Source organism: Methanospirillum hungatei, from assembly GCF_019263745.1.
GTDB lineage: Archaea > Halobacteriota > Methanomicrobia > Methanomicrobiales > Methanospirillaceae > Methanospirillum > Methanospirillum purgamenti.
This window is the reverse complement of sequence record NZ_CP077107.1, coordinates 2323426-2350017: the sequence shown is the minus strand read 5'-3', so window position 1 is coordinate 2350017 and position 26592 is coordinate 2323426. Positions and strand designations below refer to the sequence as shown.

Here is a 26592-nt window from a genome sequence, read left to right as displayed (position 1 = left end):
ATTACCTCATTTTATAGAGGAGATCATTGATGTTCTCCCCGTGATAGCCCAGGGAACCACCCTGCTGGACAGTCCTCTTCGTAGTCTTATACCCCTTTCGTGGCGGGTGGAGACGAAGTACCGGCTTGAGTCCAGGAACATCTGTCAGACGTGCCTGTCCACCAGCGAGTGCTGCTGCAAACTCTGAAATTCCACCATACTGAGAATTTTCCTTAACATACTCATCGGTGAGATGCATATCACCAACAAGTCTGCCACGGTTTGCAAGCAACTCCTCCAGAGTAGATGCATCCACTTCACCATATGCAATGAAATCCTTGACTTTCCGGATCATACCAGCATATGCCGGAGTGTCCGGGATCAGAACACAGTGGTTGATATGGTGCAAACGGAGCATCTTAAGGGTGTCTTTGATCTCACGACGGGTTTTAACCGTACCGCGGACCTGTACAACCGCATACATTACTCCATTCCTCCAAGACGAATCATGTTGGTTGCCTTAAGTGCATTGAAGGTTGCCTTTGCATAGTTGATGGTGGTCCGGGTCTGTCCCTGGGTTTGTGCCCAGACGTCACGGATACCTGCAAGTTCAAGCACTTTCTTACCAATATCTCCGGTTACAAGACCGATTCCCTGTGGAGCTGGACGAAGGGTAACACGGACACTTCCTGCGTTACCAGTAACCAGCATTGGAATTGAGTGCGGATTACTGCATCCACATTCCCATGAACCACAGCCACGGCGGACTTTAATTAGGTTAATCTTGGCACTCACGATGGCCTTCTTAATGGCTTCACCGACCTGAGCGTCTTTTCCCTGTCCAAATCCGATGTACCCGTCGCGGTTTCCGACAACCACAACTGCTCTGAATTTTACCCGGCGACCAGAATCGGTCATCCGTTGTACCATATTGATGTCGAGCACCTCATCGACGAGGTCTGGAAGGAATGCATCAACGATCTCAGGTTCCTTGATGGGTTTCCCACTGGTGAGTATCTCGTCAATACTCTTTATTTCACCAGCCTGGACCATACGTCCAAGACCGGTCAGGGGTACCCATTCTGACTTGTCAAATGCCATATCAGTTCAGCTCCCCCATGATTGCGTCAACCGTCGCTGCAACATTTGCAGGAAGATTGGCCGCTCTGTCCGGAGCATATGCCGCAATGTGTTCTCCTTTGCACCGTTCATCTGCCGGAAGAATCTCCTCATTATGAGGGATATCAAAACCAGCCTCTACTGCTCCTTTCAAAGCAGCAAATACTCGTGCACCACGAGTTGCACGATGCAGACCAATATCAAGAACTGCTCCTTCCTGACCTGCCTTAAGGGCTCGGACTGCCAGAAGCATTCCGGTCAGGTATGCTGCCGGAGTGTTATTGAGGGAACCTTCATACCCAAATTTTCTTAATTCAGATGAATTGACTGCAACATGAGTCCTGTCGCCTTCCATATGTGCAGTAATAATCTGACAAATGATATGCCGGTTGGTTTTCCGTACTACCATGCGAGGCCTGGTGGCAACGACCATTTTGGTCCGGGCATGATAGTTAGTTCTTCCTTCACGTCGTCGACGGAAGGCCACAAAGTACCGTGGGCCGGTTGCCATTATTGGTTCCTCCCCATCTCAATCTGTGCTTTCATGTGAGACACAGTTCTGAACTGTCCTCCAGCTGCACGGCGGTAAAATTTCCGGTACACAGACCGTTCAATTTCTCCGGATTCTCTTAGTTCTCGAAGTACACGACGTTGTGCACGGATCCGCTGAATCCAACGATCTTTACTGTTCGTACGTGATCCTGCGGCTCCTTTCCTGCGACCCGGACCCTTACAGTGACCATAACTACGTTTGGCCATTTTTGCACGGGCTCTGCCACGGGAATTTCCCCGCTTCTGGTGGGCTCCTATAATGCCCTCCTGGATCAGGTTTCTGATATCTTCTCGTGAGATGGCCTGCTGAACTTCAGAGATCTTCTCAGGGTTGAACCATACCCGGTTCACTCCACACCCGAGAACATCTGCAGCGAGGCGTCTCTGACCAGAAATCTGACTCATTACTCTTCCTCCTCGTTAGTTACCCCGGCAGCCTTGTCCTTCTCTGAAGATGCGTTTTTCAGTGCCGGATGACTTGCGTCTTTCCAGTTCAGAATACGAATCTTCAGTTCAGTTGCCTTATTCTGCACCAGTTCGCGTTTCTTACGCCCGACGGTTGCAGCAATTCTGATTGCCTGGACAGATGGATCGACACCCTCAAGATCGTTTAAGTTAAAGACTCGAACTTCTTTCAGACCGCACGGGTGCATTCCTCTGACTGCAAGCGGACTTCCATATCCAGGGGTCGGATGTGGACCTTTTGCTTTACGCTGTTTCCTTTGTTTGCTGTGCAGACCACGGGGACGTCTCCATGAATCGCGGATGGTCTTCTTCTTGTCTACACCTTCACGTTTGAAGCGTGCCTCTTTTGATTTCCGGACCTTCAGAAGCCGGCGGATTTCATCTGCCATTACTGCTCACTCCGTGAAACAATGTATATACCATCCTGGAATACACGGGGATCCCGGTCCCGGATACGGGTTGCACGTTCGATGTTTGCTGCAGTCGAACCTACAACTTCCTTATCTATTCCGGTAACGGTTACTTCATCACTCCCAACCTTCACGGTAGTTCCGGGAAGAATTCGTGCGGTACGGGGATACTTTTCACCAATAAAATTTACAATTTCCAGGCGATCTCCCTGAACCTTTAACTGAATCGGAAAATGGGCATATACAACTTTCATTGTGTATAAATATCCCTTGGTAACTCCAGTACACATGTTTGAACAGTGACTTGCAAGGGTACCAACCATTGAAGTTACTGCTTTCTTTTGTGATTCTGTTGTGAACCGGACATCATCAGAACCGACGATGATCTCAATTCCCGGATGCCACATGTCTCGCTGAAGATTACCTTTCGGCCCCTTCACATTCAGAACTGAACCATCGATGGAAATTGATACCCCTGAAGGAATGGACACTACTCTCTCTACGGCCATTATTTTCCCTCAGTAGACATATCCAAGCAATTCACCGCCGACTCCGTTCCGGCGGGCATCATGATGACCCATGACTCCCTTTGATGTGGAAATCATAAGCATTCCGATACTTTTGGACGGAAGGTACAGCTGTTCCCAATATTCCATCTCATCTAAAGAGACAGAATACCGGGGTGAAATACAACCACACTTATTGATCAAACCAGACATGATCACATGAAACTGGCCACCACGACCGTCCTCAATCCGGGTATATTCCTTTATATATCCGGCTTCTTTCATAATGCGGAGGAGCTCACCAATCAGCCTCCCTGCTGGCTGGACAATGCATTCTGCCCGGCCGGTATCAGAGGCATTCTTAAGCGTGCTCATAGCATCCGCCACTGTATTCAGTCTTGCCATGAAACTCCCCTCAGTTCAGTTTTTTAAAGCCCATTTTCGGTGCCCATTCGCGGAAACACTGTCGACAGAAGAAAATATTGTATCTGCGGACAAGTCCCTGTTTCCGGCCACAAAGTAAGCATTCGTGAGATCCACGTCCAAAAATTTTGGTCCGTTCTTTCCCAGCTTTATTATTGGCCATTACTGTACCTCCACGTTAAAGTGGTCCTTAAGGAAGAGTTTCGCATCATCAACAGTTACCAGCTGTTTAAGTGGCAGTTTTTTCTGTTGGATGTGCCGTCTTGCAATCCGGACACCATTTCTTCTGAGAACAACTGTCACATCAAGACCAAAAATACCAACTTTTGGATCGTAACTCTGGCCCGGGTAATCAGTATGTTCTTCAATTCCAAAGGAAAAGTTCCCCTGTTTATCAAATGCGCGGGAATTTATTTTATTCTCAACGATACGAATTGAGGTTTCAAGGAACTTTTCAGCGGTTTCACCCCGAAGAGTGACACGGCAGCTCATGGGGGCACCCTTCCGGATACCAAATGCTGGGAGAGTCTGCTTTGCAACACTCCGAACCGGAGTATTTCCGGTAATCTCGGAGATGATTCGCTCGGCATTCACCAGTTTGTCACCAGCTTCTCCAACACCCATGTGAACAACTACCTTATCAACAGCCACTGAACGATTTGGGTTCATTCCTCAATCCCCCAGCGATCAATTGCAGGTGACTCTTTACCAACCATGACAACATAATCTTCAATGGTCTCAAAAGTCTCACCAGAACGCTCATCTGTCAGAATGACCCGGTTTGGAAGACTTCCCGGAACTGAAATACATTCAGTAATTCTGGCAACAACACCAGAATGTTTTCCTCCGATAATCATTGCCATATTACCGGTCTGATACGGGAAGTAATCAATTATTTCATTTTTTTGTCCTTCTTTTAAGGAAAGAACAATTGAATCACCAGGTTTATACTGCTTGTCAGTAAGAACATTTGAACCATCACGAAGGTTGAGCTGAACTTTGCCACCTTTAACAATGGTCTTGTTGGTGATTTTCACGAGACGTGAAGATGCTGCTTCTTCATCGATCGGAATAGTAACATGACGTCCCTTTTTGTCACGAAGGATTCGGTAGTGCTTTCCGCTTTTCGGAATTGAAACAATATCAAAGATACCAATTCCCATATCCGTGCGACGGACCGGTCTGCCATTGACAATAATCTCACGCTCACGGAGAACGTGTTTTGCTTCCTTCATGTTCCGGACGATGCCCATCTGGTCACGTGCCCAGACAACGATCGGAAGTGCATTTTTGTTGTGCGGGCCTGGAGAAGTCTTGGTAACGAACTTTTCCGACTTGCGTGCAATTCCCCATGATTTTGGTGATACAACCCGCTTGAGGTGATGTCCCATCTTTACTCACCACTCAGTTTCTGTTCACGTCGCTTGTCCTCAAGGTTCAGCTCGGTGATCATCACATTGGATGGATCAACCGGACGGGGAACTTCAGTTCCATCTGCCTTCTTTACTGAGACACCGTCAACGACAATCCGTGCATCCTTGGTGATGACAAAATCAACTAATCCTTCGGTTCCGGCATGATCTCCACGGAGAACCTTCACCGTATCGCCTTTGATAACACGAATGCTCCGGCGTTTGTACTTCCCCTGTAGTTCTTTTGAAAGAGCAGCATGAAGAAGTGAGCCACGCATATGATGCGGAGCATTGTACCGGGCCTTTCTCTGTTTTCTTGGCTGACTGCTAATTACTCGTACCATGCACCTGTCCTCACACAATGATGGTGGCCATAGAGCCGATACGGGGATACCGGATTGCGACTTCACGGGCTACCGGACCTTTAATCTCTGTTCCCCTTGGTTCATTCTTGTCATCGACAACGACAACTGCATTATCCTCGAAACTGAGACGAAGACCACTTGGTCGGCGGATCTCCTTTTTCTGACGGATAACAACAGCACGGACAAGTTTTCTCCGCATATCAGGGGTTCCTTTCTTTACTGACACTGTTGCAATATCTGCAAGTCCAAGCTTTGGCTGACGACGGCGGACACCGTGGTATCCAAAAACCGAAACGACCTGAACAACACGTGCTCCCGTGTTATCTGCACAGGTCAGTTTGGTTCCGGTACTTACTGCACGTGGGACTTTTATCCCAAGACCCTTCATGACCGGTTCACCTCAACCACAACATAGGTTTTTGTTTTGGAGAGTGGCCTGCACTCTGCTATACTAACCATGTCACCAACCCGTGCATGCAGGCATGGGGGATTGTGTGCATGGATTTTTGAACTCCGTTTCTCGTATCGCTGATATTTTCTGACAAAATGAAGGTAGTCCCGCTGAACTACAATCGATCCTGTCATTTTATCGCTCACGACCTTGCCGGTGATCACCTGGCCGCGCACCGGCAAGGTGCCGTGAAACGGGCAGTTTACGTCACTGCAATCCTTTTCTGGGACTGGGACGTTTAATCCGATATCTCTTGCCATTATGAGCCTCTATCTCTTGATTCGCATGCTGATGCGTTTCTCTGGTGCCATGATGAGCACCGTACCGGTTACATCAACACGTTTTCCTGAAGGAAGGGTGAATCGAAAGATTACACCCTTTTTTGCCACTTTTTTGACTTCGGTCTCGGTTTTGATGAAGATCATATTTCGTGTCTCCATCGCAACCAGACCAGATATTCCATTCAGGTACTGGTTTTGTGCTTGTTCCACCCTGACATCCAGCCCGGTAAATTCATGCCGGAGTATGTTCTGCGGGGTGATCATGCATGCATTCTGCGGTTCTGCTCGGTTTTCATCCGGGCGATGGTCCGGCGGATTTCACGAATCCGACCAGCGTTTTCGGTGGATCCTCCGGCGCTGACTTTTCCATGGTACTGGATCAGTTCCATCCGGAGTTTGTCAACCTGTTCAACAAGTTCTACATCTGAGAGCTGTGAAACATCCCGTGCACGGAAGATTGCCATTTATTCTTCCTCCATGAACTCATCTGGCTCATCCACGATTGCATCAAGATCTAACTCTTCCTCTTCATAATCATTTGAGATACGAGTGATGTGAGCCATATTTCTCTGTTTCTTGGTTACTTCTGCAGTAACCTCGAAATGATCAGGAAGTAATGCACCTGGCGGAATGAGGCGAACTTGGACACCAATAACACCCAGTTTCTTGATTGCAACGGCATATCCCTTGTCAACGAGGGTGTTGACTGGATCACCAGAGTGTTTGATATATCCTTCAGTGAATTTCTGGACACGACCACGGGCCCCGGTAAGCTTACCGGAGATGACAACCTCACATCCAAGTGCACCAGAGTCCATAATCCGTCTGAGGGTTGAAGAACCCGCTTTTCTGAAATACCAACCACGTTCAAGAGCACTTGCAAGTCGCTCAGCCATAATCTGGGCATTCAGGTTTGGATTGTCAACCTGCTGGACCTCAATCTGCGGAGATTCAACGCCATACGTAGTTGCAAGATCCTGCGTCAGAGATCTGACAACCTTACCACCCTTTCCTATGACAATACCTGGCTTTTCAGCAAAGATTGTCACCTGGGTGCCAAGGGGAGTCCTGATAAGATCCATCCCTCCGTATCCTGCACGTTTCAGTTCGTGACCAAGATGTCTTTCTACGCGGACTTTTCTGACCCCGTCTGCAACAAATTTTCGTTCTACTGCCACAATATCAGGCCTCCTGCTCACGGACGACCAGCTCAATGTTTACGGTCTGACGGTCTTTCGGAGTTGCCCGTCCCATTGCACGAGGCATGAAACTCCGTCTTCTGATACCCCGGTTTGCTGAAACATGAACAATCCGGAGTTGTTCTCCTTCAAGACCATTGTATTCAGCATTTTTCCGGACATTATTAAGCAGCCGGAGATATACGCGGCTTGCTTTCTGTGGGTACCGGCCGGCATCCCAGCCGACAAGTCCCTTCCGATGAGGGACATCACGGTTGAACCGTTTGAACGGGATCGGTTTTTGAAGAGCAACGACACTCTGCAGATACTCTGCTGCGTCGTCAAGCTTCATACCTCTGATAAAGCTGGCAATCTCAATTGCATGCTTTGGTGATATCGGAGCCTCGTTCACGCGTCCCCGGGCGATGTCCTTCCCGGTTACCTGGTTTGAATAATCAAATCTGGCCATATTCATCACTTCAGCGGAACGAATTTACTCGACCTGGTTGCACCAATACCGGCTGAACCGTGGGTAACCCGCCTTCTGGTTAATGCAAACTCTCCAAGGTAGTGGAATACAGATTCCGGCTGGAGTTCTACACGGATAAATTCCTTACCATTGTAGATCTCAATTTCGCGACCAATCATCTCTGGAAGAATGATCATGTCACGCTGATGAGTTCTGATTCGTGAACCTCCACTGCGGATATCTGAAAGGAGTTTTTCCTCTCCAATCGTCCAACCACGGTTTACTTTTCTCCGGGCATAGGACGGCATGACCGGAAGCAGATCCTGCAGACTCATTTCACGGAGTTCGTCAATCTTATAGCCATGGTAGGTAAATTCCTCCTTCCGTCGTGGCAGTTTCTTCTGTACTTTCTTTGCCATTCCGTTCACCTCCGTCCTGTCCGCCGGGCTGCGATATGTCCTACCTTTCTACCCGGAGAAGTTCCACGGCTTACCGTCTTCGGTCTACCCGGATGCTGATGACCACCGCCACCAAATGGGTGATCGATAACATTCATGGCAATACCTCTGACACGCGGCCAGGTACTTGCGGTATTTTTCATCTTATGGTATTTCTTACCGGCTTTCACGAATGGTTTTTCACTTCGTCCTCCACCAGCAACAATACCAATTGTTGCACGACACTGTCCGTTGAACCACTTTGTGGAACCACTTGGCATCCGGACAGCAACACGGCCTTCCAGCTTATCAGTAACAGTTGCCTGCACACCACTTGCACGGACAAACTTGCCACCGTCATTTGGATATGCTTCAATATTGCAGACCGAAGACCCGGTTGGAATTGCCTGAAGTGGAAGAGTGTTGCCATTCTTTATCTCTGCTTCAGCACCCCAGGTCAGCACATCTCCAATACCCATTCCTTCTGTAACCAGAACGTAGGTTTTCTCCCCACCTGGAACATCGACAAGTGCGATTGGAGTGTGACGGGCCGGATCGTGTTCAATATCAACAATCTTGTAGCTAAGGGTTTCGCCAGCTCGACCAAGATGTTTCAGTGCTGCCTTATACCGGTGTGATGGTGCACGATATGTCGGGCTTCCATGTCCACGACTTTGAGTTGTAATTCTATGTCCCATGCTGGCACCTCACATGATTCCGAGTCGGCTGAGGATTTCTTCAGCAGCTTTCGGATTTGAAAAACTCACCATTGCTTTCTTTTCTCCCCGGTTTGTCATCAGGGTCCGAACTGCAATAACAGGCTGATCAAACATCTTTTCAATTGCGAGTTTGATCTGATCCTTGGATGCTTTCCGGTCAACAATGAACTGCAGCTGACCGTCTCGCTCAACAATCATGCTTGCCTTTTCAGTTGCGTATGGATATTTCAGAATCATTACTGCTCGCCTCCGAGTTTACGGACAGCATCTTCGGTCCAGAGCGTAAGACGAGCTGCCTGAGTTCCTGGTGCCAGAAGTTCGACGTTCAGATTGTCAACAAGACACACATCTACACCGGCAAGGTTTCTCGCAGCACGGAGCCGCTCATTTCCAGTTACGATAAGAATACTCTTTCGCTGTTTATACCGGCGTCCACGAAGTTTTCCACGACCAGCACGAATCTTCCGTGAACGTTCTGCCCGCTCTACATCACCATATACTCCGATTGCACGGAGTGCAGCAATGACCTCTTTTGTCTTCTTCAGAGACTCAAATTCTCCTGAAAGAACAAATGGAAGTGAACCGGTAAACACATGGCCACGTGATCGGACAAGTTCAGAAGAGAGGGTCGCAGCAATTGCTGAGCGAAGTGCTTTGCGTTTCTCTTTCTGGTTGATATCCCTGACCAGTATTTTCTCTACTTTTGGTGGGTGTGCTTCACGCCCGCCTTTTGCCTGTGGAACTTTAGCTGCGCGAGAACTGTTTTTCAGACGTGGAACATGTGAAACACCACGACCACTACCCCAACCAACGGCTGATGCAGTAATTCCTGCGTATACATATGCTCCATGTGGCTGATATCGCCGGCTTTGCTGAGCGATAACCGCTTTCTTGATAAGATCAGGGCGATATTCTGAGCTGAAGACCGGAGGAAGTTCTATCTCGTGGGCAACAGTTCCAGTAAGTGTCAATACCTGTGCTTTCATTTACTTCACCCCTGCTTGCTCTCCAGGCTCACAAACCCGATTGTGGGTTCACGAATCTTGTGTTCTCCCTGGCGCATAGAGTGTCTGATACGAACAAGACGCTTTGAAGGCCCTGGAACTGAACCTTTAATGAGGACGTAACGTGCCCGTACCTCTCCATAATTGATAAAGCCGCCTTCCGGTGTAATTTCTGCACCATCTTCTCCGATTTTGAGAAGGCGTTTGTTAAACTCAGTTCTCTGATGGTATCCCATCTGACCCATCATAGGAACCTGCCATCTGACATGGTGAGGAGTCCATGGTCCGAGAGTTCCGACATGACGTTCTTTTCCTCCACGGGAGTGTTTTCTCTTCCGAAGGTGGACACCCCACCGTTTTACCGGACCCTGAGTCCCCTTACCTTTCGTGATGGCAGTAATGTCTGTATATTGACCTACCTTGAAGAGAGACTGGATATCGAAATCCTTCCCCAGCATGGTAAGACCATATTCAAACCGTTCTGTCATTGAACCACCATCAATACGGGTTTCCATGAGGTCAGGAACTTTCTTTGGAACACCGGTAAGAACAGAGGGACGTGTGTATGTAAGAGCGAAGATATCGACGATTTTATCTGCATCAAGTGCTTCGCGAATCTTCTTTTCAGCCTCGTCACGCATATAGTTCTTTGGAAGGTTCAATCTCCGGCCAAGTTCTTTGTCAAAGTTGTCAGCCCAGATCTCTGTCAGGACATGGTTTCCGTAGGTATCATGTCGGTAAACCCTGATAGCGGCAACCCGCATATCTGGCACTTCAATGACCGTAACCGGTACCATGATATCCTTTCCTTCATTCGGACTGTGGGCATGATCATCAACCATGATGATATGGGTCATTCCCACTTTGTATCCTGCAAAGCCCTGGAGTGCAGGTTCTCCCTGGTACGCGGGCCACGCATGATATTTTGGAACAGGGCTTTTCGCTCTCTTCCTTGGGCTATATGCCAGGGAACCCATGCGAGGTCTGTGAATAGTTGGCATGTATCAATCAGTCCTTCTTTACTGTATCTGGGAACACCCCGATTTCCGGTAGTGCTTCGATGCAGGAAAGAGACACGGGACATGAGCTGTATATGCGCTTTCGCCATAACTGCTACTTGCCAGAAGACATGACCAGATCTCTCCCTACAACACGGAGTCCCTTTTCGGATATGCAGGGAATCCTGCTAGAATGAACACTCTCGCGTGTAGACAGATCTTGCCTTTATCTTGCGGCTACCGGTCTCTCGTAAGATGCGTGATCTTTCGGCTTATCCTGTTACCAGGACTCGGGCCGCATCGTCCACCCTTGCCGACATCACATCCCACTCTTTCAGCCCATTGCAATTAAAGCAATTTATGACCGCGTCTTGACCGAAAAAAGTCAGATTAGGTTCAATTAGATAGTGAGGAGATGAAATCCTTACTATCGAGGCTTCCCTAATATTCATCAAAATAAGGTATAAATATTTGGCTTCGGTTTACTCAAAATAGAGGTCGCCATCATCCTTGAGATATACTTCAATTTTTTCCCGAACCAGCCGAGATTTGTTTTTTTCAGGTATTTCTTCACGAATCCGGTTCATTAATTGAATACTATCATATCTGACTTTAATGCCTGCTTTTTCTGCTTCGTCAAAAATCTTCTTTGCTGCTTCAAAAAGGTCTGATCCCTTATCAATTGTGCAAAGATGACGAGCATCAAGACTATAAAAAAAATCCAGAGTCTCACGCGCTCGTTTGATATTTTCCATGGCAGATTTTTCTATTGTACAGATATTTGCCTTAGATGTTCGAATTATATCCGCAATCTGCTGCTGGGTAAGCCCTGCTTTCCGATACCTGAGAACCTCCTTTTGTCTATCAGTGAGTAACCCTTCTTTCATACACTCACCTATGAACATATAAATTAAAACAGGTTTCGTTAACCTGGTCAATAAAACAGAAAGGTTAATGGAAAATATCCTATCTGTTTAAAAAAAATTACTATCCGCGCCATTTCAGGTTTTTTGACAAAAAACGATTTCACAATATTTATTATGATATTTTGTCAAAGTATCGTTGAACACACAGAGGTGTAGTATGGTTGTAAAAGTAGGAATTGCAAAACTCGGAAATATTGCCAGCGGTGTAATGGCAGAACTTCTCCTGGATGAGCGTGCAGACCGTGAAGATATGCAGACATTCATGGCAACATCCGGAACCAAACTTCAGCCAGAAGATATCGACCGTGTTGTCACAAACATGAAAGCATGGGGCCCGGACTTCTGTATCGTTGTCTCTCCAAATGGAGTTCTTCCAGGACCAAAGGGAGCACGTGAAGCACTTGGAGCAGCAGGCATTCCCTGTGTCGTCATCACTGACGATATCACCACCAAGAAAGAAGAGTGGGAAGCACTCAAGGCAAGCGAATTTGGATACATCATCATGAAGGGTGACTCCATGATTGGTGCACGCCGTGAATTCCTTGACCCCATCGAAATGGCAGACTACAACGGTAACCTTATCAAAGTGCTCTCCATTACCGGCGCTTTCCGCAAACTCCAGGTTGCACTCGATGAAGTAATCGACCAGGTAAAAGCTGGAAAGAAGGGCAAAGACCTTGCTCTCCCGAAGATTGTCATGTCTTCAGACAAGGCCGTTGAAGGAGAATTCAGCAACCCCTACGCATATGCAAAAGCACGCGCAGCATATGAAATTGCACAGGCAGTTGCCGGAGTCAATGTTAAGGGTTGTTTCATGACCAAAGGGTTTGAAAATTATACTCCGATTGTTGCATCCGCACATGAGATGATGCGCCAGGCAACGCTCCTCTGTGATGAAGCACGTGAGATGGAAAAGGCAACTGATGCAGTGATCCGGAAACCACACAAGAATGACGGTACCCGGGTTGCAAAGAAGACCCTCATCAGCAAGCCAGAGTAAACCCAAAAACGGGTTCCTTTTTTTGAGTGAGTATTAAGATTTATTATTTGTTCGCCACAACATCCCAATATCTTCAGGCAAGGTCAATATTACCGGTTCCAGATGGAGCTTTTCCATAAAAGCTGTATCCGATGTTGAAAGAGGATTTGGATTAATACGTGCCACTATCGTTGCAAAAGAATTAAAATAGCGACGCTCTGATTCTTTTCCGAAAAAGATAGATAAATTCCAGGCACCATTTCCCATATCTTGATAGAAATCAAGAATTCGAACGAGGTCTTCGGCAAAATCACGAACAACACAACCAAAATCGGTGAGTGTTGTACCAGGCAGAACACATCTGATCTCTTTTTCACCAATCGGCACAGGATGGGCATACCAAAAAAGGTTCAATCCATTCAAAAATCGGTCAGAATCAGATTCATGGTCACATAGAACCTTCCACCATGAATAATCATGACGATGAAAAAACTCCTCTGAACCATGAAGATATTTCATGGGCAGGGTATCAGGAACTGGATCGGCAAGACCCTGAAGATGAGGATGCGGGAGTGATGCACCTGCAGAAGGTAGAAAATTCCAATTGATTGAAACGTATCCAGATTGTTCTTCCAGACTCTCAATTTGCGCAGTAAGCGCATCATGGATCTGCCGGTGTGTGAAAGTCCGGACCATGTGATCACGAGAAATGACGGTAACTGTATGATATGATGCAAATGGATAGAGGTTGGGAAAGGTAATACTCTCACCGATAATAAGACGTGAACCATCAGGAAATACCGGAGTGACCGATGTAACAAGGTCTGAACAAAAAGGACAACCTTCAGATGAATATTCCGGGATATCAGGAATTCCTATACCACGTTTCAATCGTTCCGGACATATCCGGGTTTTCAAACCAGTGAGAGATTCTGTCCTGAACTCAATAAAGCCATTGGCATGTTCTAATCTTCTGCTCTGAAACATCTCAATCTTCAAATAACTCCTAAAGAGTATATCTGTGTTTCCAAAGAAAGCAGATTATTGTGAAAAAAATAAAAATTAAGGTATTAAATTTACACGACGTATTTGCCGAGCAGACGGATAGAGTTGACCATATCCGGACCAAGTGGTGAACCGAAAATAATTTGAGTAACACCAGATTTCAGAAGGTCCTCACATTTCTGCTTTACAGTGTCAGGGCTTCCTGCGATGGTAAAGGCATCAATGGTTGCGTCGTCAACATTCTCACCTGCAGTCTTGAAATCAAACTTTGCAAGTGCTGCTTTGATGTTGGCTACCTTGGCGAGATCGAGTCCATGACGCTGAAGGAGTGGTTCTGGAGATCCTGCGGCGATAAATGCTGCAACAATCTTTGCTGCATTCCGTGCCTTCTTCTCGTTCATGTCAATGGACATTGCAGTGTATGCACCAATATCAAATCCTTTCTTCCCTACCTTTTCACAGGCTGCTTTGATGATTGGAATGGCTACATCGAAGTCCTTCGGGTTTGATGCATTAATGAGAGCACCATCTCCGATAGTCCCTGCAAGTTCAAGGACTTTTGGACCCTGTGCTCCAATGTAAACCGGAATTCCCTTCTTTCCTGGAAGTTGGACACCGGTCAGCTTGGCACCATCGTAGTCAAAGAACTTCATGCCGCTCTTTTTGACTTCTTCGCCACCCCAGAGTTTGCGCATCTGGACAACTGCTTCTTCCAGACGACCAACCGGCTTATCAGGGCTGATTGCAAGCTTTGGGAGAGTTGAAAGATCACCAGGTCCAATTCCCATGACAGCACGGCCATCGGAGATCTCATTTAGAGTACATGCAAATGAGGCCATTGCAGCAGGTGTATCAGTGAAAGCGTTCATGATACCCGGTCCCATCTTCAGGGTTGTGGTTGCCTGTGCAATTGCGGCAAGTGTCGGGTAGCAGTGACGGTTGTTGTAGTGATTTGTAATCCAGGCAAAATCGATGTCTTTTGATTCTGCGAGTTTACAATAATTAACTACTTGTTTGACGGAAATATTTCCCGGAACGAATTCTATTCCATAACTCAAGGTCTACACCTCAATTCTTTATTAACACCCTTTCCGGTAAAAATATTATCATTTGATATTGGGGTTTTTTGGGTTTTTTTGCATCCAAAAACAGAATTCCAAAAATATGAACGTATCGGAAAAAAAAATCATAAGAGATTGAGGATGACGCATCGGTTTCTCTTTGATAACCGCACATTATGTCGATATCTCAATATCAAAAAATCAGGAACACTTGTATCAGATGAACAGAATACATAGTAATCAGGATCCTCTTTGAGCAAATATGGTAGTGATGTAACAATATGAGATTGCTGATGCTCGGCCTTGGAACTGCAGGGAGTAAAATCGCAGATGCAATAATCAGGCCATCCGGAAGCTCTGCCAGGTGTTCAGATCTTCATGCAATAGCAGTTGATAATGATCCCGATGTTCTCGAACACCTGCATCATATTGAAGAAGAAGCAAAATTCTATTTTCCAAAGGATGACATTGAAGCTCCTGAACTCCTCACAACACGGTTTACCATCGATGAGGTGAAAGCAAAACTAAAAAGCTTTGATGTGGGAACACATGAAGCCATCCTGGTCTGCGCAGGTCTTGGGGGTGGGCTGATAAGTCTCGTGCCCCATCTGGTTGCAATCATCCGTGAGACTATGTTTGAACCGGTTTTTGCCCTAGTAACTATCCCCGCCGAAGAAGAAGGGGAAACACGCCTTATCAGGGCCATGAAAAATCTGCAAATGATTCGGTCTCTCGTAGATGGGGTCATTATTTTTGATAACCAGCTCTGGCTCGATAAAGCTCGTGGAGAACTTACTGACACAACCATGCAGAGAGGAACAGGAATCTCAGATAAGTTCTGGCTTCCCGGTACTTCAGAAAAGGAAAGTGTCGAACCATATGACCTCGTAAACCGGCATATTGCGCGAAGAATCCGATTACTGATTAACGCTGGGGAGGTACAACGAGGAGTGCCACAGACCGTTCTGGATACCCGTGAGATTCTCAACACAATCACCGGAATGTCATTCATCACGATTGGTCTTGCTGAAGAAGAACTCCCTGATATGGGTCGGATGGGACTTCTGAAACAAAGAAATGATACTCGGGTAGGCAGACATGAACGGGCTGCACGGATTGTCAAACTAGCTGAAAGAGCGGTTTTCCGTGAAATATCAGCATATTGCGATTTTTCCACTGCAAAAAAAGCACTTATTCTCTTATCCGGTCCTGAAGATGAACTCTCCATGAAAGGATATATGGCTGTCCGAAAATGGATAGATGAAAGCATCGATGGTTTTGAAATGAGATCAGGGGATATTCCGGTGTCACCCCGAGATGCAAATCGTGTATCAGTCCTCATTGTATTTTCGGGTCTTCGAACAGTTACCAGAGTTCAGGATCTCTATGAACGGTTCGGCCAAAAAGAAAATACACGATAATATTCAATCAATTACTTTTGAGAAGGGAATCGTCCCTGCACCTATTTCTGTTCTCACTTTATATCCTGCTTCAGCGGCACATCCAATAGAGTTCATCCCCGAAAAAGAGACCAGCGATATACGGTGAGGATCAGTTAGAAGATTAAAAATCCTGCCTTTTCCCATGGTGAGGGGGAATCTGAAACCACAATCCTGCATCTGGCTGATAAGCGACAATCCGCGCTCTTCTGCAGCTCCAGGGATTTGTCTTACGTTAGCAAGTAATAGACCCGATCCCGAGTTTATATATTGAGTGATTGAAGTTAACCCAGCTCCAATGAAAAGCTGTAATGGATCAACCGTGGAGCCCTGATACCCGATAATGTTCATAAACCTGACAGGATTTTTCTCTTCAATCTGAATGGTTCCACCATATGCTACTTTAACCGGTATTCCATTATGCTGAAAGACCCCATCCATTGTGATACTGCATACAGTCAGAATGCCGGTATGTCCGGGAGGAATCCTTTGATCACGGTCAAGAACAGAATACCCGGAGAAAAAACTACAGCCGGCATCTCGTACCATATCAAACATATGAGATACCGGTTCAATAATCTCATCTGGGACAATGGTCAGGTTGTATGCAACATCACCTGTTGCAGTAGAGGGATCAAAAGTGCTTCGGAATGCAAGACGCTCAAGTTTCGAGATGACAAAACCGATTCGATCATCAACAAGAGCCCGATCGGTCTCCATTATTCCAGACGGTGTGAGAATTCTCCCCTGGTTTCCAACTTTTTCGGTAAATCCCCGAGTGTCAAGGTACCGGAGATAATATTGGACTGCACGGTCGGTCATCACATATCCCCGCTCTGCCAGTAACTCAGATAAGCGTTTAGCGCCCATGGGTTCCTGATAATCCTTAAGAATGCGAAGAATTTCGATGTATTTATGTTCGGTCTTTATCATCGTGCTGTAACCACCCCATGGCTGTCCTGATATCTACCTGAGTACCCATCTGTTGGAGTATCTACTTCCTGAAAGACCATCTGCACTATTCTGTCACCTTCCTGGACAGATACATCTTCTGTTCCACAATTATACAAACACAGAGTTAAGTGTCCCCGAAAACCAGGATCAACGAACCCTCCACTGATAAATACTCCGCGCCTTGCGTAAGAAGAACGACACCTCAAGGTAGCTGCGATATCAACGGGGAGTTCAATCCATTCTTTACTTGCCAGGAGAGTCATCATATTACGTCTGATCATAACCGGTTCAGAGGCGCGTAAATCATATGAGGCCGGTTGTTGGCTTTCTTCGGCATAAGGATCCAGAATTAAGCCTCCTTCTGTTACAGGCCGGTCAATCCGGGAGCGAATAGACTGTGATGACAGGATCATATCCTAAGGTGGGAGAATAAAGATTATCAGTCTATGGATTGAAATACTGAGGGGATCCATAGGGTAGCGGATATCCTACCGGGCTTCGGACCCGGAGACGTGGGTTCGATTCCCACTGGATCCGTCTCTTTTACAACGATCTTCTTCGATTGCTGCGACCCCTTCTGTAAGGTCTGTTTCTCTTTGAAAGAATGAGATAGACTCCTACTCCTGCTACAATAAGGACCACAACCCCGATACCATAAAACCAGGGTATTTCACCAGATGAAGAAACGCTTTGTATCGTATCTGGAGTATGGAGGATAATATGATTTGGATTCGTTTTTGTACTAGCTGTGGTTGTGTTCGGATAATACCCCCCTTTTTCGGCTTTAATCCGGTAGGACTTCTCCTCTATTGCCGGGAGAACACAAATGCCATCAAAGCCAGTTTCATTTGTGTTGAGAGGTTCCTGGCTTTCTCCAAGAAGGTATACTGATACATTGCTTAATGGATTACCATTGCTGTTCAGAGCAAGCACTTCCAAATCAACAAATTCACTTTCAAGAACTATAATAAGATCACTTGTCTCATTTCCAGGAGTGAATGATACCATGTTCTCTTTATATCCATCACGAGTAACCGTGAACTCATATGATTTCATCTCAAGTGATGGGATCATAATCCGGCCAAATTCATTTGTTACACCCTGTAATGAACCATCCATTTTTACTCGGGATTTTGAAAGTGGCATCTGATCCTTGTTGTACACTGACACAAAAATGGTAGTTTTTGCCTTCACAAGAGGGATGTCTACAACCTGATCTTCAAAAGAAATTGATCGAGCAAGATGGGTGGATTCATATCCTTCAGCAGAAATATCAAAAATATGTTCAACATTTCTACTGGTATTAGAAATCAGAACACCACGATCATTAGTTATACCTGCTTTTATTCCATCTATCTGTACATGAGCAGAAGTAACAGGATAGCCACTTAATGAATCTAATACCCGAATCGAGATTCTATCATTTCTGACAAGTGAGTATTGAACCGTTGAGCTATCTCCACTGGTGACTACGGTATCATGGACAACCTGAAAATTTTGTGCGGTGATTTCGAGATTATATACCTTATCTGACCGTAAAGCCAGTTGTATTTTCCCTTCAGGACCTGTGTAACCATCTTCCCTGCTTCCATCCTCACTTGTGGCTATAATGTGAGCATTCTGAACAGGAATGAGAGTATCTGCATCAAAAACTTCTACAAAGAGCGTACTATTGCGTACCTGGAGTGGTACCAGAATTGCAGTATCATTTTCTGCAAAAGTACCGGTCCAATCCGTATATCCTCCTTTCGCAACCCGTATATTCGGATGATATCCTTCAAAACTCAGGTTGAATGCACCGTTGAGATCTGTTTTTCCGGCAATTTTTCCATCAGCGTAAATGATGGCTTCAGGTATCAAAGCAGTCCGGTCTGACTGCTCAAAGACAATAACCATAACTGATGATCCTGACACAAGACACATCGACAGGATGAGACAGATACTAACGATACCAGCGGCAGGAATATGCATACCTGATATAGTGTGTTAGCGGTTCTATCAAAAAAGGATAGGTATTTTTTAGTCATGGTTACGTGATCTTCCGGGTAACCATTCCCTGACATTTGGAACCCGGTCAATGAGCATACCTTCTACAATAACAGGACGTAATCGTCTGGCTATCTCAATTGCTTTTTCCAGGCGCCATTTTCTGTCTGCATAGATAGTAAAAATAGGATCTCCTCTGGAAAGACTTGTTCCATGTTTTGCATGAAGATATAATCCTGCTCCGTGGTCTGCAGGCGCACCAGCCGTCCGAGCTATGGTTATCAGTGAATGATTGTTTAGATCAATAACATACCCATTGCTATCTGCACGAACGGTGTAAAAATGCTCCCCTGCAGTAATCTGTGCAGAGGCTATGTCAGGTTTTCCTCCCTGCACTTTAATTATCTCCTGGAATTTTTGTAATGCTTTCCCGGACTGCAATATTTCCAGTGCAACATTTGCTCCTTCTCCACGATTTGCTTTTCCGGCAAGTTCAAGGGCAATTCCTGCAATAACACAACTCTTCTGTATTAAGGAGCGGGGAGAATCACTTCCTTCAAGAACACTAAGTGCCTCTTTAATTTCTAGTTTCGGCCCAATAGCACGTCCAACAGGTGCATCACCGTAGGTAAGGGCACATTCAACACGCATGTTCAGACGTTCACCTAACTCAATAAATTGTCTTGCGAGTTTTCGTCCTTCTTCTATTGAATGAACCTTGCAATATTTTCCAACCGGGATATCAATAGCAACAACGTCAGCACCTACTGCAAATTTCTTTGCCATTACACTGGCAATCATCTGTCCAATCTGATCAATTTTAAATGGATATTCCTGAATGATGATCTTATCATCTGCAGGTGCAATATTTGTAGCACCACCCCAGACTATCACACCTCCAGTCTTTATAGTCATTTCCTGGACTTCTGATGCACTAAACTCAACCGGAGCCAGAACCTCCATTAGGTCAGCAGTGCCTCCGGCTCCAGTAATAGCTCTTGAACTTGTTTTTGGGATTAACAGTCCACTTGCAGCAATAATCGGAACTACTATTAGAGAGATCTTATTCCCTGGCACTCCACCGATGGAATGTTTATCAACAATAGGTCCGGAATGAAATTCAATCTGATCTCCGGTTTCAACCATAGCACGAGTAAGAGATTCAATCTCGTCCATATCCAGTTGGTTGATATATGAACTGACAACAAAAGCAGTAATCTCACTTGGAGAAAGTCTATCCTGCACGATATCCGTTACAATTGTTCTGATATCTTCACGGTTGAGTTTTTCTCCCTCCATCTTCTTTTTGATGTAATCAAGGGAGACCGGACGGTCTGCTACGCTGACATCAACAACACCACCTTCTGTTAGTTCGAGCAATTCGTTTGTGTGATGGTAGACACCGATACGACCCTGTTCAATGAGGGTGGTAGTGGTTTCCACGTAATCGGCAGTTACTTTTCCGGATGACGGAGATGAGATAACAACTCTGTCGCCAGTCAGAACCCCAAGTGATTTTGCATCATTGAAATGTAAGAGAATTCCCCGTGCAGCAATATCCACGAGTCGAACGGTAAGTCGCATACCCGGTATATGCTGTCTGATCCTATTTATGGTCCTCTGATAATACGAGGGGAAGAGATCGATAGACTAAAAAAAGAAAGGGTTTCCGTTTAGTTCCGGCGCATTACAAGGAATGCGACAGCACCAAGACCTGCAAGAGCAATCAGTGCACCAAATCCTGGGGACTGCTGGGTCGGCTCAGGGGTTGGTGGAACAGTGGTTGGCTCAGGGGTTGGTGGAACGGTGGTTGGTTCCGGAGTTGGAGTTTCGTTAACTACCGGAGCTTCGGTTGGTGCAACAGTTGGAGCTGCGGTCGGAATTGCACCTGCTTCAACTACGTTAAAGAGTGCAGTTTCGACGGTGTCGGTGGTAACACCAGAGACACGGACGATGTACTCATCCGGCTTGAAGGTGCTTGCATCAACATTGAATGTCCACTTGTTCAGACCGTCAGTGCCCTGCTGGACTTTGACAGTTCCGGTTGCACCGCTGAACTCACCACTCTGTGACTTGTCGGTCGGCTTGAATGAGGAAGAAGTTACCTCAACAAGGAGATCGTTGTCGTCATACATGAGGTTGGTGGTACCGGTGATCTCAAACTTGGAACCTACAGCCTGCTCACCGATCGGATTGATAGTGACCTTGGCTTCCTCAACGAGGAACTGAAGCTTGGTGTAGGTATCGTCTACCATTGCGGAGTTGATTGCCTGCACAAGTGCTTCTGCTGCATCAGTTCCCTGAAGTGCTCCAGAGCCACCCAGTTTGAAGATCTGGGAGTTCCGGGTTGGGTAGGAACCATAGACGTACTGTGGCTCGATCGGGTTGTCTGGGTAGACATCGAACTCGTTGTTGTACATCGGGTGCTGGATAACAACGAAGTACTGTCCAGCATAGAGAGACTCAGTTGTTGCGCTCTTGATTTCGTGCTCGAATGACATGTCATCGTTCACGGATTCAGTTGCGTAGAGAGCCTTATTCTTTCCAAGAATCCAGATTGCAACACCCTTGGACGGGTCGCCTTCTGCAGTACCACGGAGGTACATCTTGTCACCCTTTGCAACAACACTTGCAGATGCGGTTGCCTGGATGTATGGTTTCTTGATAACGAGTGAAACAGTGTCGTACTGTGCATCGCTCAGGTGATCCTTGTCACGTGGAGCGCTTACAGCATATACAGTATAGGTTCCTGCGTCAATCTCAAGGTTGGCGGTCTGCCACTTGAACTCGTAGGTGTCGTCATCCTGAACGTCTGCCTGATCAAAGGATGCAGGCTGGTCATTGTTGACTTCCTTACGTGGAGATTTCAGCATACCACCCCGTGTCGGGAGGTTTGGACCGGTTATAAACAGATAAGTAACGTCAGTCTCGGAGTTGGTACCGGAGAGTTTGACTTCCTCACCAAGGTAGTAACTCTGGTCACCAGATGCGACGATGGTTACATCACCCTTCTCTACCTTGACATCGACTTCATCAGACTTGTACTGGCTTCCGGATTTGCGTTCTACACGGATAGTGTACTTCTTGTCCTTTGTGTCTTTGGAAGACTTCCACTCAACGGTTCTGGTTCCACTGGAGTTGAGTTTTACAAGTGCGTAGAACTTGGTTCCGTGGAATTCGGGATCGTCGGGGACATCTTGCTTGATGCTCTTCCCTGCACCACCTTCATACTGGTACTTACCGATTTCGTATGGTCCTGCAGCTGCGTCCTGCTTGACATCAGCCTGTGAGGACAGGATCATCGGTGGCTGGTCATCAGGCTGACCGGTCATTGAGCCGGTTCCCTTTGCCCAGACATAGTACTCAGCATTTGGTACACCAGTGATGGTGACAGAGAATGGGTTGCCACGGACTACTGTGTCCTTGTTGGCTTCGATCTTCACCTGGTCGGTGGCGATCTGAACACTCTTTACAGCAGAGATAGTCTTCCCGGTATAATCTGAACCGTCAGGTGCAGTATACTGATCCTTCATACCATTGGCGTTACACTCTGCCCAGACTGTGTAGGTACCTGCCTTGTACATGCGGTTACCGTACTGGTCCTCAGCTGCAGTGTTCCATCCGTCATTTGGTGCTGGCTCAGTGTGCTTGTTGTCTGGGCTTACCCAGTACCACAGCTGCTGATTAACAGCAAGATTGGTCAGCGAAATTTCTTTACCGTTGTTTCCAACAAGGTTGGTGTAGACACCACCATCTGCACTCTTTACTTTGATCTTGAAAGGTGCATCTGCAGGCTGGAACCCTGGACGGGTGATGATGCTCTGCATGTTGGTCTCAACGACAAAGTTTCCGTAGTTACCTACCGGAATTGCCTTGCCGGTTACATCTTCATCAACAGATCCATCCCAGACCTTCAGGTTGAGTGATGGTTCTTTGATGTTAAATGAGAGCGGTCCTTTTACGCTGCCATTCCACTGATACCAGTTGCCGGTCTTTCCGACGAAGATATCAGGGGAAACATAAAATGACTGTGCGTTGGTAACCTGCTGGATATCTGCAGGCTGCTCAGTCTCGGTGTTGGTACCTGGCTGCCACCATGCAATCTGGCTTGCCCCGCCTACTGCTGCAGAAACATCAAGTCCCTTTTCACCAAGGAAGATTTCTCCCCCGGCTGGAATCTTGTTGATTGCTGCAGAAGCAGGAAGTGCCACAAGTGCAAGTGCAACAAGCACCATCATGACAACTGCATATTTTGCGTTCATTACATGTCCTCCGAACAAACGTTCGTTTCGCATTCATCCGCCGATCAGCCATTGTTATTGGTGACTGTTCACCGGATGTATGCATATACTCCGAGAAATCGAAGTATGACTAGATATTTGTGAAATGCCTTTTATATCCTTTTTGGTATTGAACCATCCAAAAGTGTAAAAATGTGACTGCGATTTTTCATATCCCCTGAATATTATGAGAATTACAGATCCACCTGATTAGCATAACGAAGAGAGATGTTATATTCATGGGGTTATTTTATGAATTTCGCGCATCACCTGTGAAGCCACCAGCATCCAGAAGAGTCAGAGATAAATTTAAGTACCATTGCCCCTAACATATAGAGGCTCTCAGCCCGATAGTGTAGAGGTCAATCATACAAGGCTCTGGACCTTGTGACAGCAGTTCGAATCTGCTTCGGGCTATAATCTTTCTTTTCATTGCTTAGGGTAATATACCCCAGTTATTGCAACATGGCCAGCGTGATATTTTTCTAATTGAATAACCTGCATATTCGTTATTCCTGCCTTTTTTAAAAGGATGATACTCAGATCAATAATTTCTTCATATTCCTTTAATACACCCATCGAGAGCATTTTTAAAAATAGAATAAGATTTCCTCCTTTTTTCAGCATACAGAGGTTTTTTACTACTATCTCTACCTGATCCCGTTGTGCAATGTCCTGTATGAGGATATCAACCGGTTCAACAAACGGCAGATATCGTTCAGGGATCCGGGCATCCATGAAGAAAGGAATAATATTGGAACGCTGACGAGCAAGACGTACAAGGCTCCGGACAGGTCTGGGAGAAAATTCAACTGCATATATCACTTCTGCATAATCTGAAAGGAATGAAACCGTGGTTCCGGACGCAGCTCCCAAATATAATATTCTAGCGTCTCTAATCAGAGGCTCTCCGTTAAGATGACAAAGAGCAGCAACTTTGCTCTTTTCCGGAAGCCAGATCCTCATTCCATTATGAACCCGATCACCTGGCAAAATTTTTCCAGGTGAAAGCAGAATTCCATCCTGCCAAATTAAAGTCGTTTGCCTGCCCTGCATATCCGCTCACCTGCTTTTTCTATAAATACCTCATCACGAGATCCCCGGTACCGATCTATTCTAGCTGCTATACCAAGCTGACAAGCGACAACCCTACTGACCTTTCCCCGGGATTTGCGTTTTGCATGATGAATTCCTTTGTATTGGTATATGATCCCGTGTTTGGGAGGATTTGATCCTATTGTCAGGTGTTTAAATAGTGACGGACCAGCTCCGAGCACCTGAAGAGATGATCCTGGCATACGGGCCAATCGGTCAATGCTGCCAGCGTGTTCCAGCAAACGGGCCGCTACAAGAGGCCCACAGAGAGCTGACATATTTGGTATTACCTTTTCAGCATATTCACGAACATGAAGTGCGATGTTCGATCTTGATTCCTGAAGATTTATGAGATTTTTTGCTAGGTGACGTAAGGGATGAGTCTCTTTCTTTGCAAAAGAATCAACAAGTTCTCGGATATTTTTCTCATACCCGGCAAGTTCTGAAGGATGCATTGCAATATAATAATCTTCAATTTTTTCATAGAGCCGTGATAAAGCTCTATCAATCTCATCCAGGATTCTCACCAGATGAATGAGGGCCATTTCATCCTTATTACATGAATCCTCAAGATCATAAACAAGAAGACCAATTGAGACATCCCGTAACAGTGACAGATAGGCAGACCTGTCTGTAACAATACTCCGGGAAACCGCATCCTGCCAGTCTGGCAGACCATGTAGACCTCCAGAATCCCTTAGTTCTCGTATGACATTTAGCGAATCCATCCAGGCTAATGAAGAGGGAGAGAGGATTTCTTCAAATTTGTTTGTGCAAAATGTGAACCAATCAGGATTCTCTTTCGTTTCTTTTCCTTTATTCATGTTAGATTACCCGGATTCCAAAAGAATAGAGGATCACTGGTATCGTAACCACACCCATACATGGAACTCTTGAAATGACAAGCAATTCGGGGATCATTCCAATCGCTGTTGCCAGTATGAGAATAATGAGCCCAAAGGGACCGGTGAGGATCCCACAGATGATTATCAGACTCACAGCAACTCCGGTATTCAGGTGTGAACTATTCAGTCCTGATAGTGATTGAGCCAACCCGGCACATCCGAGGGTAATCCCATATGCCCCCAGGGCAACAATGGCAGCAATAGTTAAAAGAAATAAAACCGGGGGGGTATCAAATCCTGAAAAAGCTGTCATTACCCCGTTTCTCATACGTCCTATTGCAATGAATACTGCAATGCCGATGATTGCATTTGCAAGTGTGGAGGCACCCATTGCCGTCAGATAATTTCTTCTCCCCTCATCATAGGGAATGAATCCAGATACCAGAGTATTTGCCGATGCCGTAGAAAGCCCTGGAAGCCACCCCACTACCAGACCTGCAAAGGTTCCAGGAAGTGTTGACCGTATAATAGTGTGAGTACTTATCTCCATCCCGGAATAGTGTTGACGAGGAATTCTTCCTTCAGATGCTGTCAGTAGAAAGGGAAGACCAAAGAGTCCGGTGAGGAGAGGCATGAGAATGTTTCCTGCACCCAGGGTATTCCATGAAAGATAATCAAACCGAAATGCAAACATCCCAAGAAGTCCGGATACCAGAAACAGGGCACAAAGCCAGCCGGTAGATTCGCTGCGAACGATAACTATCCCCATAATGAGTATCAGAAGTGAACCTGTCAGAATATCTATCGGAGTCTGCAGTAAGGGAATAAACCATAATGCACCTAATGCAAGGGGAATTGCAAAGATCACACCCCACAGACAGCCAAGAGCTGATATCCGGACTGCCTCTTCACCTTTCCCATCCATAGTAAGTGAATGAGCAGGTAATACAGAGAGAGCCGTGCCATCATCCGGGACTCCAAGAAATGTAGCGGGAATTATTTCTAGAAATGAGTGAGTGATAAGCGTGGCAATGAGGATTGCAGCCATTCCTTCCGGACCAAGATAAGGTAGAATGATTGGAGAAAATCCAAGCAAAAACGCTGCAATCATATTTGCGTGAATTCCTGGCGTTAAACCACTTATTGTCCCACATACCATACCACCTATAATACCGGTCAAAACAGGAATCATCTGGTTCTCATGGATTTAAGTGTATAGAACGCATAAAATATCCGCATCCGTTCTGAATACAT

General features: G+C 46.1%; 35 protein-coding genes and 2 tRNA genes. 4 read left to right on the top strand and 33 right to left on the bottom strand.

The genetic code is table 11. The annotated features are described in order from the left end of the window. Nucleotide 1: 1 nt before the first annotated feature. The 23 genes from KSK55_RS11435 to KSK55_RS11325 form a co-directional block, all read right to left on the bottom strand. Nucleotides 2-463: a 50S ribosomal protein L30 gene (locus tag KSK55_RS11435; RefSeq protein ID WP_214419521.1), complete on the bottom strand. Its 462-nt coding sequence runs from the start codon at nucleotides 461-463 to the stop codon at nucleotides 2-4. Beyond that, the gene (locus KSK55_RS11430) at nucleotides 463-1080 is read right to left on the bottom strand and encodes a 30S ribosomal protein S5 (protein WP_214419522.1); all 618 of its coding nucleotides are present in this window, start codon (nucleotides 1078-1080) and stop codon (nucleotides 463-465) included. The genes KSK55_RS11435 and KSK55_RS11430 overlap by 1 nt, the downstream gene beginning before the upstream one ends. Nucleotide 1081: 1 nt before the next feature. Continuing rightward, the gene (locus KSK55_RS11425; RefSeq protein ID WP_214419523.1) at nucleotides 1082-1609 is read right to left on the bottom strand and encodes a 50S ribosomal protein L18; all 528 of its coding nucleotides are present in this window, start codon (nucleotides 1607-1609) and stop codon (nucleotides 1082-1084) included. Next, nucleotides 1609-2055, bottom strand: a complete 447-nt coding sequence (locus tag KSK55_RS11420; protein WP_214419524.1) for a 50S ribosomal protein L19e — start codon at nucleotides 2053-2055, stop codon at nucleotides 1609-1611. The genes KSK55_RS11425 and KSK55_RS11420 overlap by 1 nt, the downstream gene beginning before the upstream one ends. Continuing rightward, the gene (locus KSK55_RS11415; protein ID WP_214419525.1) at nucleotides 2055-2504 is read right to left on the bottom strand and encodes a 50S ribosomal protein L32e; all 450 of its coding nucleotides are present in this window, start codon (nucleotides 2502-2504) and stop codon (nucleotides 2055-2057) included. Before KSK55_RS11415 ends, KSK55_RS11420 begins: the two co-directional genes overlap by 1 nt. Continuing rightward, nucleotides 2504-3034, bottom strand: a complete 531-nt coding sequence (gene rpl6p, locus KSK55_RS11410) for a 50S ribosomal protein L6 (protein WP_218606959.1) — start codon at nucleotides 3032-3034, stop codon at nucleotides 2504-2506. Before rpl6p ends, KSK55_RS11415 begins: the two co-directional genes overlap by 1 nt. 9 nt (nucleotides 3035-3043) lie before the next feature. Further along, nucleotides 3044-3436 carry a 30S ribosomal protein S8 gene (locus KSK55_RS11405; RefSeq protein ID WP_214419527.1) on the bottom strand — a complete coding sequence of 131 codons (393 nt, stop codon included), beginning with the start codon at nucleotides 3434-3436 and terminating at the stop codon, nucleotides 3044-3046. Nucleotides 3437-3446: 10 nt separating this feature from the next. Then, nucleotides 3447-3617, bottom strand: coding sequence for a 30S ribosomal protein S14 (locus KSK55_RS11400; RefSeq protein WP_214419528.1), 171 nt, complete (start codon nucleotides 3615-3617; stop codon nucleotides 3447-3449). Next, nucleotides 3617-4123 carry a 50S ribosomal protein L5 gene (locus KSK55_RS11395; protein ID WP_214419529.1) on the bottom strand — a complete coding sequence of 169 codons (507 nt, stop codon included), beginning with the start codon at nucleotides 4121-4123 and terminating at the stop codon, nucleotides 3617-3619. The genes KSK55_RS11400 and KSK55_RS11395 overlap by 1 nt, the downstream gene beginning before the upstream one ends. Next, entirely contained in the window at nucleotides 4120-4845 is a 726-nt protein-coding gene (locus tag KSK55_RS11390) for a 30S ribosomal protein S4e (protein WP_214419530.1), read from the bottom strand. The genes KSK55_RS11395 and KSK55_RS11390 overlap by 4 nt, the downstream gene beginning before the upstream one ends. Before the next feature lie 2 nt (nucleotides 4846-4847). Beyond that, on the bottom strand, nucleotides 4848-5210 hold the full coding sequence (rplX, locus tag KSK55_RS11385) for a 50S ribosomal protein L24 (protein WP_214419531.1): 363 nt from the start codon (nucleotides 5208-5210) through the stop codon (nucleotides 4848-4850). Between the two features lie 10 nt (nucleotides 5211-5220). Continuing rightward, nucleotides 5221-5619 carry a 50S ribosomal protein L14 gene (locus tag KSK55_RS11380; RefSeq protein ID WP_011449206.1) on the bottom strand — a complete coding sequence of 133 codons (399 nt, stop codon included), beginning with the start codon at nucleotides 5617-5619 and terminating at the stop codon, nucleotides 5221-5223. Beyond that, nucleotides 5616-5942: a 30S ribosomal protein S17 gene (locus tag KSK55_RS11375; protein WP_214419532.1), complete on the bottom strand. Its 327-nt coding sequence runs from the start codon at nucleotides 5940-5942 to the stop codon at nucleotides 5616-5618. The genes KSK55_RS11380 and KSK55_RS11375 overlap by 4 nt, the downstream gene beginning before the upstream one ends. A 9-nt stretch (nucleotides 5943-5951) precedes the next feature. Continuing rightward, entirely contained in the window at nucleotides 5952-6227 is a 276-nt protein-coding gene (locus KSK55_RS11370; protein WP_214419533.1) for a ribonuclease P protein component 1, read from the bottom strand. Continuing rightward, the gene (gene rpmC, locus KSK55_RS11365) at nucleotides 6224-6427 is read right to left on the bottom strand and encodes a 50S ribosomal protein L29 (RefSeq protein ID WP_011449209.1); all 204 of its coding nucleotides are present in this window, start codon (nucleotides 6425-6427) and stop codon (nucleotides 6224-6226) included. Before rpmC ends, KSK55_RS11370 begins: the two co-directional genes overlap by 4 nt. Next, nucleotides 6428-7141 carry a 30S ribosomal protein S3 gene (locus tag KSK55_RS11360; protein ID WP_214419534.1) on the bottom strand — a complete coding sequence of 238 codons (714 nt, stop codon included), beginning with the start codon at nucleotides 7139-7141 and terminating at the stop codon, nucleotides 6428-6430. 4 nt (nucleotides 7142-7145) lie between these two features. Beyond that, complete coding sequence (locus KSK55_RS11355) at nucleotides 7146-7610, bottom strand: 50S ribosomal protein L22 (RefSeq protein WP_214419535.1); 465 nt, start codon at nucleotides 7608-7610, stop codon at nucleotides 7146-7148. A gap of 5 nt (nucleotides 7611-7615) precedes the next feature. Further along, on the bottom strand, nucleotides 7616-8029 hold the full coding sequence (locus tag KSK55_RS11350) for a 30S ribosomal protein S19 (protein ID WP_214419536.1): 414 nt from the start codon (nucleotides 8027-8029) through the stop codon (nucleotides 7616-7618). A gap of 5 nt (nucleotides 8030-8034) precedes the next feature. After that, nucleotides 8035-8745 (bottom strand): 50S ribosomal protein L2, encoded by a 711-nt coding sequence (locus tag KSK55_RS11345; protein WP_214419537.1) that lies wholly within the window; start codon nucleotides 8743-8745, stop codon nucleotides 8035-8037. A gap of 9 nt (nucleotides 8746-8754) precedes the next feature. Continuing rightward, on the bottom strand, nucleotides 8755-9003 hold the full coding sequence (locus KSK55_RS11340; RefSeq protein WP_214419538.1) for a 50S ribosomal protein L23: 249 nt from the start codon (nucleotides 9001-9003) through the stop codon (nucleotides 8755-8757). Beyond that, nucleotides 9003-9752: a 50S ribosomal protein L4 gene (gene rpl4p / locus KSK55_RS11335; protein ID WP_214419539.1), complete on the bottom strand. Its 750-nt coding sequence runs from the start codon at nucleotides 9750-9752 to the stop codon at nucleotides 9003-9005. The genes KSK55_RS11340 and rpl4p overlap by 1 nt, the downstream gene beginning before the upstream one ends. A gap of 5 nt (nucleotides 9753-9757) precedes the next feature. After that, entirely contained in the window at nucleotides 9758-10771 is a 1014-nt protein-coding gene (gene rpl3p / locus KSK55_RS11330; protein ID WP_218606958.1) for a 50S ribosomal protein L3, read from the bottom strand. 479 nt (nucleotides 10772-11250) lie between these two features. Further along, nucleotides 11251-11655: a Tfx family DNA-binding protein gene (locus KSK55_RS11325; protein WP_214419541.1), complete on the bottom strand. Its 405-nt coding sequence runs from the start codon at nucleotides 11653-11655 to the stop codon at nucleotides 11251-11253. Nucleotides 11656-11851: 196 nt separating this feature from the next. Between KSK55_RS11325 and KSK55_RS11320 the strand changes: the two genes are divergently transcribed. Next, on the top strand, nucleotides 11852-12694 hold the full coding sequence (locus tag KSK55_RS11320) for a F420-dependent methylenetetrahydromethanopterin dehydrogenase (protein ID WP_214419542.1): 843 nt from the start codon (nucleotides 11852-11854) through the stop codon (nucleotides 12692-12694). Nucleotides 12695-12727: 33 nt separating this feature from the next. Here KSK55_RS11320 and KSK55_RS11315 read toward each other — a convergent pair whose 3' ends face one another. Further along, the gene (locus KSK55_RS11315; protein WP_256663994.1) at nucleotides 12728-13672 is read right to left on the bottom strand and encodes a galactose-1-phosphate uridylyltransferase; all 945 of its coding nucleotides are present in this window, start codon (nucleotides 13670-13672) and stop codon (nucleotides 12728-12730) included. Between the two features lie 77 nt (nucleotides 13673-13749). Further along, on the bottom strand, nucleotides 13750-14736 hold the full coding sequence (locus tag KSK55_RS11310; protein ID WP_214419544.1) for a 5,10-methylenetetrahydromethanopterin reductase: 987 nt from the start codon (nucleotides 14734-14736) through the stop codon (nucleotides 13750-13752). Between the two features lie 296 nt (nucleotides 14737-15032). Here KSK55_RS11310 and KSK55_RS11305 point away from each other — a divergent pair, with 296 nt between their 5' ends. Next, a complete protein-coding gene (locus tag KSK55_RS11305; RefSeq protein WP_218606957.1) occupies nucleotides 15033-16160 on the top strand; it encodes a tubulin/FtsZ family protein in 1128 nt (375 codons plus the stop codon). Nucleotides 16161-16163: 3 nt separating this feature from the next. On the opposite strand, the gene KSK55_RS11300 is transcribed toward KSK55_RS11305, so the two are convergent. Further along, nucleotides 16164-17111, bottom strand: a complete 948-nt coding sequence (locus KSK55_RS11300; protein WP_214419546.1) for a DUF128 domain-containing protein — start codon at nucleotides 17109-17111, stop codon at nucleotides 16164-16166. Beyond that, nucleotides 17108-17545 carry a dCTP deaminase gene (locus KSK55_RS11295; RefSeq protein WP_214419547.1) on the bottom strand — a complete coding sequence of 146 codons (438 nt, stop codon included), beginning with the start codon at nucleotides 17543-17545 and terminating at the stop codon, nucleotides 17108-17110. The genes KSK55_RS11300 and KSK55_RS11295 overlap by 4 nt, the downstream gene beginning before the upstream one ends. A 52-nt stretch (nucleotides 17546-17597) precedes the next feature. Between KSK55_RS11295 and KSK55_RS11290 the strand changes: the two genes are divergently transcribed. Next, nucleotides 17598-17669 (top strand) — tRNA-Arg (locus tag KSK55_RS11290). A 6-nt stretch (nucleotides 17670-17675) separates the two neighbouring features. Here KSK55_RS11290 and KSK55_RS11285 read toward each other — a convergent pair. The 3 genes from KSK55_RS11285 to KSK55_RS11275 all read right to left on the bottom strand — a co-directional run bounded on the left by KSK55_RS11285 (nucleotide 17676) and on the right by KSK55_RS11275 (nucleotide 23380). Next, entirely contained in the window at nucleotides 17676-19103 is a 1428-nt protein-coding gene (locus tag KSK55_RS11285; protein ID WP_218606956.1) for a hypothetical protein, read from the bottom strand. 48 nt (nucleotides 19104-19151) lie between these two features. After that, on the bottom strand, nucleotides 19152-20702 hold the full coding sequence (locus KSK55_RS11280; RefSeq protein WP_218606955.1) for an AMP phosphorylase: 1551 nt from the start codon (nucleotides 20700-20702) through the stop codon (nucleotides 19152-19154). A gap of 89 nt (nucleotides 20703-20791) precedes the next feature. Then, a complete protein-coding gene (locus KSK55_RS11275) occupies nucleotides 20792-23380 on the bottom strand; it encodes an MEMAR_RS02690 family S-layer glycoprotein (RefSeq protein ID WP_218606954.1) in 2589 nt (862 codons plus the stop codon). A gap of 362 nt (nucleotides 23381-23742) precedes the next feature. On the opposite strand from KSK55_RS11275, the gene KSK55_RS11270 reads away from it, so the two are divergent. Continuing rightward, a tRNA-Gln gene (locus KSK55_RS11270) sits at nucleotides 23743-23815 on the top strand. Nucleotides 23816-23827: 12 nt separating this feature from the next. Here the strand turns inward: KSK55_RS11270 and KSK55_RS11265 are convergent. Genes KSK55_RS11265 through KSK55_RS11255 form a run of 3 tightly spaced genes read right to left on the bottom strand, consistent with a single transcriptional unit; the run spans nucleotide 23828 to nucleotide 26530 of the window. Continuing rightward, entirely contained in the window at nucleotides 23828-24454 is a 627-nt protein-coding gene (locus KSK55_RS11265) for a fibrillarin-like rRNA/tRNA 2'-O-methyltransferase (RefSeq protein ID WP_214419551.1), read from the bottom strand. Further along, nucleotides 24430-25317, bottom strand: a complete 888-nt coding sequence (locus tag KSK55_RS11260) for an NOP5/NOP56 family protein (protein ID WP_218606953.1) — start codon at nucleotides 25315-25317, stop codon at nucleotides 24430-24432. The genes KSK55_RS11265 and KSK55_RS11260 overlap by 25 nt, the downstream gene beginning before the upstream one ends. Nucleotide 25318: 1 nt before the next feature. Next, nucleotides 25319-26530: a tripartite tricarboxylate transporter permease gene (locus KSK55_RS11255; protein WP_256663991.1), complete on the bottom strand. Its 1212-nt coding sequence runs from the start codon at nucleotides 26528-26530 to the stop codon at nucleotides 25319-25321. Between the last annotated feature and the right edge of the window lie 62 nt (nucleotides 26531-26592).